Below are 13,299 nucleotides of genomic sequence, written 5' to 3'. Positions count from 1 at the left end.
CCCCGGTCGCAGGACCGGGGCCTTCTTGTGTGGAGCGAACGACGAGGTTCGAACTCGCGACCTCAACCTTGGCAAGGTTGCGCTCTACCAGCTGAGCTACGTTCGCATGCGCCGAAGCGCGATGCCTACTATACCCATCCGCGCTCCCGCGCGAGACGCACCGCCGCATGACGGTTCTCCGCACCGAGCTTCGAAGCGGCCGCGGAGAGGTAGTTCCGTACGGTTCCCTGCGACAGCGACGCCCGCTCCGCGATCTCCGCAACTGGCGCCCCGTCCGCCGCCAGTTCCAGTACCTCGGCCTCGCGTGCCGTCAGCGGCGAGTCCCCGGCGGAGATCGCGTCGGCCGCCAACTCCGGGTCCACATAACGGTTCCCGGCGTGGACGGTACGGATGATGCCGGCCAGCTGCCGGGCGCTGACCGTCTTCGGGACGAACGCCCGCACGCCCGCCGTGAGCGCCCGTTTCAGATGTCCGGGGCGGCCATGACTCGTCACGATCATGGTTCGGCAGCCGGGCAGTTCAGCCCGTAGCGATGTGGCCACACTCACACCGTCCGCACCCGGCATCTCCAGATCGAGCACCGCGACATCGGGGCGGTGGGCGCGCGCCATGGCGAGCGCCTCCGGACCGGTCGCCGCCTCCGCGACCACGACGAGGTCGTCCTCCAGCGCGAGCAGCGCGGCCGGCGCGCCCCGGATCAGATGCTCGTCGTCGGCGAGCAGTACCCGTATCGCGGTCATCGCCGCCCCTCCAGAACCGCCGGACGGCTTTCCCCGCGGGTCAGCGGGATCTTCGCCGTCAGCCTGAACAGCCCATCGCCCACCGGGGCTGCGTCCAGCGAGCCGCCGAGGACGCCGAGCCGCTCCCGTAGCCCGGCCAGCCCGGAACCGCTCTCTCCGGCCGCCGTGCACGGTGCCCCGTCGTTCTCCACGTTCAGCACCACCCTGTCCGCCGAGGCGCTGAGCCGGATCGTGCAGAGCCGTGGGTCACCGTGCCGCAGCACATTGGTGGCCGCCTCCCGCACCGCCCAGCCGAGCGCCGACTGCACGGCGGCCGACGGCGGCGCGCTCGCGGTACGGGTCGTGGCCGAGCACCCGTACGACCCCGCCGTCGGGCCGGGCCAGTCCCTCCAGCAATTCGACGGTGGATGTCTTGCCCGCGCCGTTCGTCCCGAGCAGCGCGAAGATCTCGCCGCGCGCCACGGAGAAGGAGATCCCGCTCACAGCCTCGAAGCCGCCGGCATAGCGGCGCCGCACCCCGTCCGCCTCGATCACGCATTCATCGCTGGTCATGTCCTCAGACTTCCGCCGGATCACGGCGGAGAGCAGTGCGAGCTGTCGCCACTGCCCATGACAAACGTCATGCGGGGCGGGATGACGGGTGTCGGAATACGACGAAGGCCCTGGTCGATATCGACCAGGGCCTTCGATCAAGAGCGGACGACGAGATTCGAACTCGCGACCCTCACCTTGGCAAGGTGATGCTCTACCAACTGAGCCACGTCCGCATTGCTGCCGCTCAGCTTTCACTGGGCGGTGCGAACACCACTCTACCCGATCCACCGGAGTGGTTGTGAAGAGCGATGCAGAGCGGGTGACAGGAATTGCACACTGCGCCTTCCCCCTGGAAGGGGGATGTTCTGCTACTGAACTACACCCGCACGCTGCGTGAGGCCCGGCTTTTCGGCCTTGCCCCTCGGCGTGCTCCAGACTCTAGCCGACCTGATGGGGTGTCGCGCAAGTCGGTGCCCCGGGGTGTCGCCGCAGGGTCTGCGCGGGGTGTCGTTCAACTGGCGTCGCGGAACGCCTCGTAGACCTTCTTGGGGATCCGGCCGCGGGCCGGCACCTCCATCCGGTGCGAGCGTGCCCAGGCGCGCACGGCCGCCGGGTCGGGCGCCAGCGAGGTGTGCCGGTACGGGACGGGAGTCTTGCCGCGCTTGCCGGTATTTGTCTGCTTACGGCCGGCCGCCATGTACGGCGCGAGGGCCTTGCGCAGTTTCTTTGCATTGGACGGATTCAGGTCGATCTCGTACGACTTCCCGTCCAGGGCGAAGGTGACCGTTTCCGCCGCTGCTCCCCCGTCGATGTCGTCGGAGAGCGTGACCACTACGCGCTGAGCCACGGATATCGGTCCTTTCCTACGGCATCGGCGCGTCTGACATGCGCTGATGACCGGCCTTCCGGCTGCTAGGCGGATGCGGGTCGACCGGTGTCGACTGTTTAGGGGCAATCCTGCTTTCCCCGGTAATCATTTGTACAGCGACAGGCACCGCATTGTGAAGCCCAGCCAATTGCCTCCGCGTGTCCACCTTCAATGTATGCGTCGTGAGGATTTTTCTGCGCGTGACTTTTCCTGCCCGTTGTCACGGCCGATATCTCCGTGTGATCAAGCCTGTTTGATATCTACCCGCGTAGAATTTCTGGCCAGGTAAGCTGAGGGAACCTGCGGGGGTCTGGGGAGCCCCCCGGAGAAACAGCCGCACCACACCACCACCGGGAGTGCCAGTGGCACGCGTCGTAGTCGACGTCATGCTCAAGCCGGAGATCCTCGACCCGCAGGGACAGGCGGTGCAGCGTGCACTGCCCCGTCTCGGCTTCGAGGGAATCGCGGACGTACGTCAGGGAAAGCGTTTCGAGCTGGAGGTCGAGGGGCCGGTCGATGATGCCGCCCTCGGTCGCATTCACGAGATGGCCGAGACGTTCCTCGCCAACACCGTCATCGAGGACTTCACCGTGAAGGTGGAGAAGGCCGAGGAGTCGAAGTGACTGCTCGTATCGGAGTCGTCACCTTTCCGGGCACGCTCGACGACCAGGACAGCCTGAGGGCCGTACGGGTCGCCGGCGCCGAACCCGTATCGCTGTGGCACCGCGACAAGGACCTGCACCAGGTCGACGCGGTCATCCTGGCGGGCGGCTTCTCCTACGGCGACTATCTGCGGGCCGGAGCCATCTCCCGGTTCTCGCCGGTCATGGAGACCATCATCGAGCAGGCCAAGGCGGGGATGCCGGTCCTCGGCATCTGCAACGGCTTCCAGATCCTGACTGAGGCGCACCTGCTGCCCGGCGCGATGCTGCAGAACAACCACCTGCACTTCATCTGCCGCGACCAGAAGCTCCGCGTCGAGAACGCGGAGACCGCCTGGACCTCGGACTACTCCGCCGGCCAGGAGATCTCCGTACCGCTCAAGAACATGGACGGGCGTTACGTCGCCGACGAGCGAGTCCTCGACGAGCTGGAGGCGGAGGGCCGCGTCGCCTTCCGCTACGTGGACGTGAACCCCAACGGCTCGCTTCGCGACATCGCCGGCATCACCAACGCCGCGGGCAATGTCGTCGGTCTGATGCCGCACCCGGAGCACGCCGTCGAGCCGCTGATCGGAACCGGTCGCACCGACGGTCTCGGTTTCTTCACCTCGATCATCAAGAAGCTGGTCAACGCATGAGCCTGGATACGGTCAAGCACGCGGCCGAGACCCCGGATGTCGAGCAGCCCTGGAAGGAGCTCGGCCTCAAGGAGGACGAGTACGCCCGGATCCGCGAGATCCTGGGCCGCCGTCCCACCGGCGCCGAGCTCGCCATGTACTCCGTGATGTGGTCCGAGCACTGCTCGTACAAGAGCAGCAAGGTCCACCTCAAGCAGTTCGGCGAGAAGGTCCCCGTCAACGACGCGATGCTCGTCGGCATCGGCGAGAACGCCGGTGTGGTCGACGTCGGTCAGGGTTACGCGGTCACCTTCAAGGTCGAGTCGCACAACCACCCCTCGTACATCGAGCCCTACCAGGGCGCGGCCACCGGCGTCGGCGGCATCGTCCGCGACATCCTCGCCATGGGTGCCCGTCCGGTCGCGGTCGTCGACCCGCTGCGGTTCGGCGCGGCCGACCACCCCGACACCAAGCGGGTCCTTCCGGGTGTCGTCGCGGGTATCGGCGGGTACGGCAACTGCCTGGGTCTGCCCAACATCGGCGGCGAGGTCGTCTTCGACGCCTGCTACCAGGGCAACCCGCTCGTCAACGCCGGCTGCATCGGCGTGATGAAGCACGAGGACATCCACCTGGCCCAGGCCTCCGGCCCCGGCAACAAGGTGATCCTGTACGGCGCCCGCACCGGCGGCGACGGCATCGGCGGCGTCTCGGTCCTGGCCTCGGAGACCTTCGAGTCGACCGGTCCGGCGAAGCGCCCGGCCGTCCAGGTCGGCGACCCGTTCCAGGAGAAGCTCCTCATCGAGTGCACCCTGGAGATCTTCGGCGAGAAGCTCGTCGCGGGCATCCAGGACCTCGGCGGCGCGGGTCTGTCCTGTGCCACCTCGGAGCTGGCCTCCGCCGGTTCCGGCGGTATGCGCGTCGAGCTGGACACCGTTCCGCTGCGCGACTCCTCCCTCTCGCCCGAGGAAATCCTCATGAGCGAGTCGCAGGAGCGCATGTGCGCGATCGTCGAGCCGCAGCACGTGGACCGCTTCCTGGAGATCTGCGAGAAGTGGGACGTCATCGCCACCGTCATCGGTGAGGTGACCGAGGGCTCGCAGCTGGAGATCTTCTGGCACGGCGAGCAGATCGTCGACGTGCCGCCGCGGTCCGTCGCCCACGAGGGCCCGACGTACCACCGCCCGTTCGCCCGCCCGTCCTGGCAGGACGCGCTGCAGGCCGACGACGCGAACAAGCTTGCCCGCCCGGCGAACGCCGCCGAGCTGCGCGAGCAGGTGCTGAAGCTGGTCGCCTCCCCGAACCAGGCCTCGAAGGCGTGGATCACGGACCAGTACGACCGGTTCGTGCAGGGCAACACCGTGCTCGCGATGCCCGAGGACGCCGGCATGGTCCGGATCGACGAGAAGTCGAACCTGGGCGTGGCCATGGCGACCGACGGCAACGGCCGGTACGCGAAGCTCGACCCGTACACGGGTGCGCAGCTCGCGCTGGCGGAGGCGTACCGCAATGTCGCCACCTCCGGCGCCAAGCCGCTCGCCATCTCGGACTGCCTGAACTTCGGTTCGCCCGAGGACCCGGACGTCATGTGGCAGTTCGCCGAGGCCACCCGTGGTCTCGCGGACGGCTGCCTGGAGCTCGGCACCCCGGTCACCGGCGGCAATGTGTCGCTGTACAACCAGACCGGTGAGACGGCGATCCACCCGACGCCGGTCGTGGCCGTGCTCGGTGTGATCGACGACGTGACGCGGCGTACGCCGGTCGCCTTCAAGGAAGAGGGCCAGCTCCTCTACCTGCTCGGCGACACGCGTGAGGAGTTCGGCGGCTCGGCCTGGTCCGAGGTCGTCCACAACCACCTCGGCGGGCTGCCGCCCAAGGTCGACCTGGGCCGCGAGAAGCTGCTCGGCGAGATCCTGATCTCGGCGTCCCGCGACGGCATGGTCGACGCGGCGCACGACCTCTCCGACGGCGGTCTGATCCAGGCGGTCACCGAGTCCTGCCTCCGCGGCGGGAAGGGTGCCCGGCTGGTCGTGCCGGACGGTCTGGACGCGTTCACGTTCCTCTTCTCCGAGTCTGCGGGCCGCGCGGTCGTCTCGATTCCGCGCAGCGAGGAGCTCCGCTTCAACGACATGTGCGGGGCGCGGGGTCTGCCCGTCACCCGCATCGGTGTCGTGGACGGCGAGGAGATCGAGATCCAGGGCGAGTTCAGCATCCCGCTGAGCGAGCTCCGCACGGCCCACGAGGCGACGATCCCCGGTCTGCTCGCCTGAGCCGGACGCGCTGTTCCACTGTGTGACGTCAGAGCCCCCGCCCGGTCCGCCGGGCGGGGGCTCCGTCGTGGGGACACCCCGTAGGCTCGCTCCCATGCCGCCGTCCCAGAAGCGCGCCCGCCGCTACGACCTCGCCCGGACCCGCACCGCCGTACAGGCGCAGTTCGCCCATGTCCGGTCAGCGGTCAGCACGCTGACGCCCGATCAGCTCGCCCTGCCGACCCGGCTCGGGGAGTGGACGGTGCGGGAGCTGGCCGCCCATCTGACCATGGCGGTCTCGAACGTCTGCCGGAACCTGGAGCTGCCCGAGCCGCCCGGCGAGAAGCCCGAGGTCTCCCTGCTGGCGTGGCCGTTCTCGACTGCGGGGCGGGCCGGTCGGATCGCCGACGACACCAGGGCGCTCGCCGCGGACCGTCCCGATCTCGACGAGCTGTACGCGGAGGTCACCGACCGGTTCGATGCGGTTGTGCCGGGCGTGGGCGAGGACCGGCTGCTGCCGACCCGGGTCGGTGTGATGCGGCTGGGTGACTTCCTCGTGACCCGCACCGTCGAACTCGTCGTGCACACGGACGACCTGAACGCGGCTGCCGGGCTCGACATCCCGTACGACCGGCAGGCACTCGCCGCCTGCACCCGGCTGCTCGCCGACGCCCTCGCGGAGAAGGCGCCCGGCGGCTCGGTGGAGGTGCGCGTTCCGCCGTTCGCCGTCGTCCAGTGCGTCCCGGGCCCGAAGCACACGCGCGGTACGCCGCCCAACGTCGTCGAGACCGATCCGCTGACCTGGATCCGGCTCGCGACCGGGCGTACGCAGTGGCGGGCGGCGCTCGATGCGGCAGAGGTCAGTGCCGGCGGTGAGCGGGCCGATCTCGGCGACCTGCTGCCGCTGCTCCGCTGAGGGGAACCGGATCGGCCCTCCGTACCGTCACATGGCCATGCTGAGACAACGCATGGCTGTCAGCGTCGGCGTCCTGGCCCTTCTTGCCCTTGTCGGCTGCGGTACGAAGCAGGGCCACGGCGCCGGTTCCGGTTCGGGGTCCGACGACAGCGGCTCCGTACGGACCGATCTGCCCGTCACCGACGTCTACTGGAAGGTCGACTCGATGACGGTCGGCGGCAGGAGAACCGCCGCTCCGGACGGCGCTCATGTCATGATCACGCCCGAAGGGAAGGCCTACGGGAACTACGGCTGCAACCACTTCTCCGCCACCGCCCGCATGAACGGCGACACGATCACCGTCACCCCGGGCGCGTGGACCACGAAGGGCTGCCAGAAGGACATCGACCAGTTCGAGAAGGCCATGTCCCGCACCTTCAGCGGCAGACTCACCGCCGCTGTGGCGGACAGGACCCTCACCCTGACCACGGCGGAAGGCGATGCCATCGCCTTCACCTCGGAGCCCGCGGCCGCGCTCGCCGGCACCACCTGGACGGTCACCACCCTGGTCTCCGGCTCGGTCGCCTCGTCGCTGCCCGCCGGGGCGGAGAAGAAGGCGTGGCTGACCTTCGGCAAGGACGGCTCGGTGCAGGGCAGCTCCGGCTGCAACCACCTGCGCGGCACCGCGACGGTCTCCGGCTCCACCATCGCGTTCGGCCGGATCAACGGCACGAAGATGATGTGCCCGGATCCGCAGATGGAGGTGGAGCGCCCGCTGCTCGCGATCCTGCAGGGGAAGACGACGTACCGGATCGATCACCGCACGCTGACCCTCACCGCGGCGAACGGCGAGGGCTTCAGCGCAACGGCATCCGCACCCGGAAAGTGAGTCAGGACCCCGTCGGGTACGGCAGCAGACCGGCGTTCGTCTTCTCCCAGGACGCCCGCAGTTCGGCCAGCAGCTCCGGCTCGGCCTCCGCCCGGTTCGCCTGTTCCCGCTGGTCATGGGCGAGCTGGAAGAGCTGGTCGACGCCGCTCCTGCCCCGGTAGTACTTCCAGTCGCCGCGCTGCAGCGCCCGCTCCCCGCGTACCCGCCAGAACAGATCCCGTTCCGCGGGCTCCTCGTCCCGGAGCAGATATCCGGCGAGGCTGATGCCGTCCAGCGGGTACGCGGGGTCCGGGCGCGCGCCGCCGAGCTCCAACAGCGTCGCCGTCCAGTCCGGTGAGAACACCGGCAGACCGCTCACCTGGCGCGGGTCGATCCTGGCCGGCCAGCGAAGCACCGCCGGAACCCGGATCCCGCCCTCCTGCAGCGAGGACTTGTTGCCGGAGAGCGGCCACTGGTACGAGAACCGTTCGCCCCCGTTGTCGCTCGCGAAGAAGACCAGGGTGTCCTCCTCCTGACCGGACCGCTTCAACGCCTGGAGAAGGCGGAAGCGAGGGGCGTGGACGCACGGCCGGGAATCAGCGGTGCCGCCGATCCGGCGCGGGGGTGCGTGCAGCGAAAATCAGGCGCAGCGACAGATGGCGCTCGCGACACGTCCCAGATCGACGTGGCGGCGCTCCACGAGCGTGACCGAACGATCACCGAGGGGCTGCATGGGCCAGGAGCCTGCCAACGGGGCATGCGCCTGTCAACGCCGGTCTCGCTCTCCGGACGCCGGGGCGATGCGCACCGGGATCCTGTGCGCGGCCCACCCGCGGCCCCGCACGCGGAGGACCCGACGGTGACACCGGCGGTGCGGAGAAGCCGCATACCGGCCTCGGCGGCCCGCGCCCGGTGTGAGGCTCACCACGAAACGAGCGTTCGGCCAGCGCCCCGGGCGTCCCGCCGCCGGACTCACCGAGCGCCACCACCGGGCCCGGCACCCCCGGGGACGTCCCGTGGCTTGAACTAGCCGGTAACCCGCCGGTAGGCCGGGCGTCAGCCGCCCTGTGGCGGATCCTGCCCCGCCTCCGACCTCCGCCGCCAGTCGAATTCCGTCACTGCCCGTGACCGCGCACGTGGCCCCCGGAACGACGCTTCTGGCCTCTTCCCCGGTGCTCCGGCCGGGTGTCCCCAATTCGGACCAGTGGTCGACCTCGCCTACACTCGGTGGTGTGCCTCGTGGTGATGGACGACTCAACCACGACCTGCTCCCCGGAGAAAAGGGCCCTCAGGACGCTTGCGGCGTCTTCGGTGTCTGGGCTCCGGGCGAAGAGGTCGCCAAGCTCACCTATTTCGGACTGTATGCCCTGCAGCACCGTGGACAGGAGTCCGCGGGCATCGCAGTGAGCAACGGGTCCCAGATCCTGGTCTTCAAGGACATGGGACTGGTCTCGCAGGTCTTCGACGAAACGTCTCTGGGATCTCTCCAGGGCCATATCGCGGTCGGTCATGCCCGCTACTCCACCACCGGTGCCTCGGTGTGGGAGAACGCGCAGCCGACGTTCCGTGCGACCGCGCACGGCTCGATCGCCCTGGGTCACAACGGCAATCTGGTCAATACGGCCCAGCTCGCCGAGATGGTTGCCGACCTTCCTCGTAAGGACGGCCGCGCCACCCAGGTCGCCGCGACGAACGACACCGATCTGGTGACCGCTCTGCTCGCCGGCCAGACCGACGACGACGGTAAGCCGCTCACCATCGAGGAAGCCGCCGCCGCGGTGCTTCCCGAGGTGAGGGGCGCCTTCTCGCTCGTCTTCATGGATGAGCACACCCTCTACGCAGCCCGTGACCCGCAGGGCATCCGCCCGCTGGTCCTCGGCCGGCTGGAGCGTGGCTGGGTGGTGGCCTCCGAGTCCGCCGCCCTCGACATCTGCGGTGCCAGCTTCGTCCGCGAGATCGAGCCGGGCGAGCTCGTCGCCATCGACGAGAACGGCCTGCGCACCTCGCGCTTCGCGGAAGCGAAGCCCAAGGGCTGTGTCTTCGAGTACGTCTATCTGGCGCGACCCGACACCGACATCGCCGGGCGCAACGTCTACCTCTCCCGTGTGGAGATGGGCCGCAGGCTGGCCGCCGAGGCTCCGGTCGAGGCCGATCTGGTCATAGCGACTCCGGAGTCCGGCACGCCCGCCGCCATCGGCTACGCGGAAGCCAGCGGAATCCCGTTCGGCGCAGGTCTGGTCAAGAACGCGTACGTCGGCCGGACGTTCATCCAGCCCTCCCAGACCATTCGCCAGCTGGGCATCCGCCTCAAGCTGAACCCGCTCAAGGAAGTCATCAAGGGCAAGCGCCTGGTGGTCGTCGACGACTCGATCGTCCGCGGCAACACCCAGCGCGCACTGGTCCGGATGCTCCGCGAGGCCGGCGCCGCCGAGATCCACATCCGGATCTCGTCCCCACCGGTGAAGTGGCCCTGCTTCTTCGGCATCGACTTCGCGACCCGCGCGGAGCTGATCGCCAACGGCATGACGGTTGATGAGATCTCCACGTCGATGGGGGCCGACTCGCTCGCGTACATCTCGCTCGACGCGATGGTCGAGGCGACCACGATCGCCAAGCCGAACCTGTGCCGCGCCTGCTTCGACGGTGAGTACCCGATGGAGCTCCCGGACCCGGAGCTGCTCGGCAAGCAGCTGCTGGAGACCGAGCTGGCGGCAGGCCCTGCGGCGACCGCCGCGGCCGACGCACTGCGTCGTCCGTGACCGGCCACGCGCACCAGCCCTGCCACCAGCCCCGTATTTCCACACGAAAGATCCCAGGCAATGTCTGAGACAACAGGTGCTTCCTACGCGGCAGCGGGCGTCGACATCGAGGCCGGCGACCGCGCCGTCGAGCTGATGAAGGAGTGGGTGAAGAAGACGCAGCGCCCCGAGGTCGCGGGCCTCGGCGGCCTCGGCGGATTCGCCGGCCTCTTCGACGCCTCGGCCCTCAAGCGCTACGAGCGTCCGCTGCTCGCCTCCGCCACCGACGGCGTCGGCACGAAGGTCGACCTCGCCCGCAAGATGGGCGTGTACGACACCATCGGCCACGACCTCGTCGGCATGGTCGTCGACGACCTGGTCGTCTGCGGCGCCGAGCCGCTCTTCATGACCGACTACATCTGCGTCGGCAAGGTGCACCCCGAGCGTGTCGCGTCCATCGTGAAGGGCATCGCCGAAGGCTGCGTGCTGGCCGGCTGCGCCCTGGTCGGCGGCGAGACCGCCGAACACCCGGGCCTCCTCGGTCCCGACGACTTCGATGTCGCGGGCGCCGGTACGGGCGTGGTCGAGGCCGACCGGCTGCTCGGCCCGGACCGTATCCGTAAGGGTGACGCGGTCATCGCGATGGCGTCGTCCGGTCTTCACTCCAACGGGTACTCGCTCGTCCGCCATGTCTTCTTCGACCGGGCCGGCTGGGCGCTGGACCGCGACGTCGAGGAGTTCGGCCGCACGCTCGGCGAGGAGCTCCTGGAGCCCACCAGGATCTACTCGCTGGACTGCCTGGCGCTGACCCGTACGACCGAGGTGCACGGCTTCAGCCATGTCACCGGGGGCGGTCTCGCCAACAACCTGGCCCGGGTCATCCCGGACGCCCTGCACGCCACCGTCGACCGCTCCACGTGGACGCCCGGCGCGGTCTTCGACCTGGTCGGCAAGACCGGTCAGGTCGAGCAGCTGGAGCTGGAGAAGACGCTCAACATGGGCGTCGGCATGATCGCGATCGTCCCGGCGGAATCCGTGGATGCGGCGCTGACGACGCTGGCCGACCGCGGGGTCGACGCCTGGGTGGCCGGCGAGATCACGGACCGCGGTACGCACGGCTCGGGTGCCGAACTGGTCGGCGCGTACGCGCGCTAGTGCCGGGAAGGGCACTGGGACACGCGGCGGGGGCAGGGCGCACCGGTACCGTCCGGTGACCGTCCTGCCCTGGGTCGCCGGGCAGGATCAAGCTGCCGATCGGCCCCGAAAAGCGCAACACAGAACCCGGTCCGGGCAGGCCCGGACCGGGTTCTGTGTCAGCGCGAGGTCAAGCGCCGCGGCGCTGTGACGACGGACCGGACTGGTCGTCCTCGTCCTCATCGTCGTCATCGTTGTACAGATCCGCGTACTGTGCGTACGGGTCATCTTCCTCGTCGTCGTCCTCGAACGGCTCTGCGTTCGGTGGTTGACTCGAAGGCGATGCGCCCAGCTCATTGGCCAGACGCGACAGGTCAGTCCCGCCGCTGCTGTACTTCAGCTGGCGGGCGACCTTTGTCTGCTTGGCCTTTGCCCGGCCGCGCCCCATGGCTCGACCCCCTCGGTGACGGGGCTCGACGGCCCCAGAGTCTTGACACGCGTTCATGTTTCAGGACGGACTCTCGGCAGAGAGACCGTGCCCGTAGGGCTTTAACGGTACCTGCTTCCGTGGCCATACGGTACGCCGCCCGCATCACACGCCCCGGAACAGGACCAACGAGAAGCCCCGTCCTCGCTGGTCAACTGCGATTTTAACCTCTTCTCGGCATGCGACCCGCCGACCGGCGTGAGTCTTGTCTCGCCGGTCGGCGGGTCAGCGGTCCGAGGAACGGCCACGACGCCCGGTGAGGGCCCCGCGACCGTCGGTGACGAGCGGTCAGGCGTGCCGCGCCTCGGCCATCCGCTGCTCGGCGATCCGGTCGGCCGCCGCAGCCGGCGGAATGCCGTCTGCCTTCGCACGTGCGAATATGGCCAGCGTGGTGTCGAAGATTTTCGACGCCTTCGCCTTGCACCGGTCGAAGTCGAAGCCGTGCAACTCGTCGGCGACCTGGATGACGCCGCCCGCGTTCACCACGTAGTCGGGGGCGTACAGGATCGAACGGTCCGCGAGGTCCTTCTCGACGCCCGGGTGCGCCAGCTGGTTGTTGGCCGCGCCGCACACCACCTTGGCCGTGAGCACCGGGACGGTCTCGTCGTTCAGCGCACCGCCGAGCGCGCACGGGGCGTAGATGTCGAGACCTTCGGTACGGATCAGCGCGGCGGTGTCCGCGGCGACGGCGACCTCCGGGTGGAGATCGGTGATCCGGCGTACCGATTCCTCCCGGACGTCCGTGACCACGACCTCGGCGCCGTCCGACAGCAGATGTTCGACGAGGTGGTGACCGACCTTGCCGACGCCCGCGACCGCCACTTTTCGGCCACGCAGCGTCGGGTCGCCCCAGAGGTGCTGGGCCGAGGCCCGCATGCCCTGGAAGACACCGAACGCGGTGAGGACGGAGGAGTCGCCGGCGCCGCCGTTCTCCGGGGACCGGCCGGTGGTCCACCGGCACTCACGGGCGATGACGTCCATGTCGGCGACGTACGTGCCGACGTCGCAGGCGGTCACGTAGCGCCCGCCGAGCGAGGCCACGGCCCGGCCGTAGGCCAGCAGCAGTTCCTCGGTCTTGATCTTCTCGGGGTCGCCGATGATGACGGCCTTGCCGCCGCCGTGGTCGAGACCGGCCATGGCGTTCTTGTACGACATGCCGCGCGCCAGGTTCAGCGCATCCGCGACGGCCTCCTCCTCGGAGGCGTACGGATAGAAGCGGGTGCCGCCGAGGGCCGGGCCCAGGGCGGTGGAGTGGATGGCGATGACGGCCTTGAGGCCGCTGGCACGGTCCTGGCAGAGCACGACCTGCTCGTGTCCCCCCTGATCCGAGTGGAACAGGGTGTGCAGGACGCCGTCGGTCACATCGGTCACGGTGGTGACTCCCAAGTACGAAGCGGCGGAAGACCCCCCTGAAGGTGGGGAGGGCCCCGGACCGACCGGCACGGACGGTCCGACTGGGCACGAGCGTAAGTCCTACGGGGACGGAGATCTGTTCCAGTGCCAAGGATCA

General features: G+C 69.1%; 13 protein-coding genes, 3 tRNA genes and 2 pseudogenes. 7 read left to right on the top strand and 11 right to left on the bottom strand.

Annotated features, from left to right (window positions below; genetic code table 11):
* Positions 1–30 precede the first annotated feature (30 nt).
* The 7 genes and pseudogenes from OG972_RS20125 to OG972_RS20095 form a co-directional block, all read right to left on the bottom strand.
* Positions 31–106, bottom strand: a tRNA-Gly gene (locus OG972_RS20125).
* A gap of 22 nt (positions 107–128) precedes the next feature.
* Positions 129–740, bottom strand: coding sequence for a response regulator transcription factor (locus OG972_RS20120; RefSeq protein ID WP_266983428.1), 612 nt, complete (start codon positions 738–740; stop codon positions 129–131).
* Positions 737–1,054, bottom strand: a pseudogene (locus tag OG972_RS20115) (sensor histidine kinase); the annotation flags it as partial. The gene OG972_RS20120 and the pseudogene OG972_RS20115, both read right to left, overlap by 4 nt.
* Entirely contained in the window at positions 987–1,292 is a 306-nt protein-coding gene (locus OG972_RS20110; protein ID WP_266983427.1) for an ATP-binding cassette domain-containing protein, read from the bottom strand. The gene OG972_RS20110 and the pseudogene OG972_RS20115, both read right to left, overlap by 68 nt.
* A gap of 142 nt (positions 1,293–1,434) precedes the next feature.
* Positions 1,435–1,507, bottom strand: a tRNA-Gly gene (locus tag OG972_RS20105).
* A gap of 81 nt (positions 1,508–1,588) precedes the next feature.
* Positions 1,589–1,660 (bottom strand) — tRNA-Gly (locus OG972_RS20100).
* Positions 1,661–1,785: 125 nt separating this feature from the next.
* Positions 1,786–2,121, bottom strand: coding sequence for an Lsr2 family protein (locus OG972_RS20095; RefSeq protein WP_266983426.1), 336 nt, complete (start codon positions 2,119–2,121; stop codon positions 1,786–1,788).
* Positions 2,122–2,504: 383 nt separating this feature from the next.
* On the opposite strand from OG972_RS20095, the gene purS reads away from it, so the two are divergent.
* From purS to OG972_RS20070, 5 genes are all read left to right on the top strand, one after another.
* Positions 2,505–2,765, top strand: a complete 261-nt coding sequence (gene purS, locus OG972_RS20090) for a phosphoribosylformylglycinamidine synthase subunit PurS (RefSeq protein WP_037695153.1) — start codon at positions 2,505–2,507, stop codon at positions 2,763–2,765.
* A complete protein-coding gene (gene purQ / locus OG972_RS20085) occupies positions 2,762–3,442 on the top strand; it encodes a phosphoribosylformylglycinamidine synthase subunit PurQ (protein ID WP_266983425.1) in 681 nt (226 codons plus the stop codon). The genes purS and purQ overlap by 4 nt, the downstream gene beginning before the upstream one ends.
* The gene (gene purL / locus OG972_RS20080; RefSeq protein ID WP_266983424.1) at positions 3,439–5,688 is read left to right on the top strand and encodes a phosphoribosylformylglycinamidine synthase subunit PurL; all 2,250 of its coding nucleotides are present in this window, start codon (positions 3,439–3,441) and stop codon (positions 5,686–5,688) included. Before purQ ends, purL begins: the two co-directional genes overlap by 4 nt.
* 94 nt (positions 5,689–5,782) lie before the next feature.
* Positions 5,783–6,583, top strand: coding sequence for a maleylpyruvate isomerase family mycothiol-dependent enzyme (locus OG972_RS20075; protein ID WP_266983423.1), 801 nt, complete (start codon positions 5,783–5,785; stop codon positions 6,581–6,583).
* Positions 6,584–6,635: 52 nt separating this feature from the next.
* The gene (locus OG972_RS20070; RefSeq protein ID WP_266983422.1) at positions 6,636–7,451 is read left to right on the top strand and encodes an META domain-containing protein; all 816 of its coding nucleotides are present in this window, start codon (positions 6,636–6,638) and stop codon (positions 7,449–7,451) included.
* Position 7,452: 1 nt separating this feature from the next.
* Here the strand turns inward: OG972_RS20070 and OG972_RS20065 are convergent.
* Together OG972_RS20065 and OG972_RS49585 are read right to left on the bottom strand one after the other, a co-directional pair.
* Positions 7,453–7,995 (bottom strand): annotated as a pseudogene (locus OG972_RS20065) (sulfatase); the annotation flags it as partial.
* Between the two features lie 75 nt (positions 7,996–8,070).
* Entirely contained in the window at positions 8,071–8,163 is a 93-nt protein-coding gene (locus OG972_RS49585; protein WP_352303411.1) for a putative leader peptide, read from the bottom strand.
* Between the two features lie 499 nt (positions 8,164–8,662).
* Between OG972_RS49585 and purF the strand changes: the two genes are divergently transcribed.
* Positions 8,663–10,189, top strand: coding sequence for an amidophosphoribosyltransferase (gene purF, locus OG972_RS20060; RefSeq protein ID WP_266983421.1), 1,527 nt, complete (start codon positions 8,663–8,665; stop codon positions 10,187–10,189).
* 60 nt (positions 10,190–10,249) lie between these two features.
* The gene (gene purM / locus OG972_RS20055) at positions 10,250–11,323 is read left to right on the top strand and encodes a phosphoribosylformylglycinamidine cyclo-ligase (RefSeq protein ID WP_266983420.1); all 1,074 of its coding nucleotides are present in this window, start codon (positions 10,250–10,252) and stop codon (positions 11,321–11,323) included.
* 169 nt (positions 11,324–11,492) lie between these two features.
* On the opposite strand, the gene OG972_RS20050 is transcribed toward purM, so the two are convergent.
* A complete protein-coding gene (locus OG972_RS20050; RefSeq protein ID WP_030979949.1) occupies positions 11,493–11,750 on the bottom strand; it encodes a DUF3073 domain-containing protein in 258 nt (85 codons plus the stop codon).
* A gap of 327 nt (positions 11,751–12,077) precedes the next feature.
* Positions 12,078–13,160 carry a Glu/Leu/Phe/Val dehydrogenase dimerization domain-containing protein gene (locus OG972_RS20045; protein ID WP_266983419.1) on the bottom strand — a complete coding sequence of 361 codons (1,083 nt, stop codon included), beginning with the start codon at positions 13,158–13,160 and terminating at the stop codon, positions 12,078–12,080.
* Between the last annotated feature and the right edge of the window lie 139 nt (positions 13,161–13,299).

This window comes from Streptomyces sp. NBC_01669 (genome assembly GCF_026339735.1).
Taxonomy (GTDB): domain Bacteria; phylum Actinomycetota; class Actinomycetes; order Streptomycetales; family Streptomycetaceae; genus Streptomyces; species Streptomyces yanii.
Note: the sequence above shows the minus strand (reverse complement) of the source record. Positions and strands in the feature narration are given on the sequence as shown.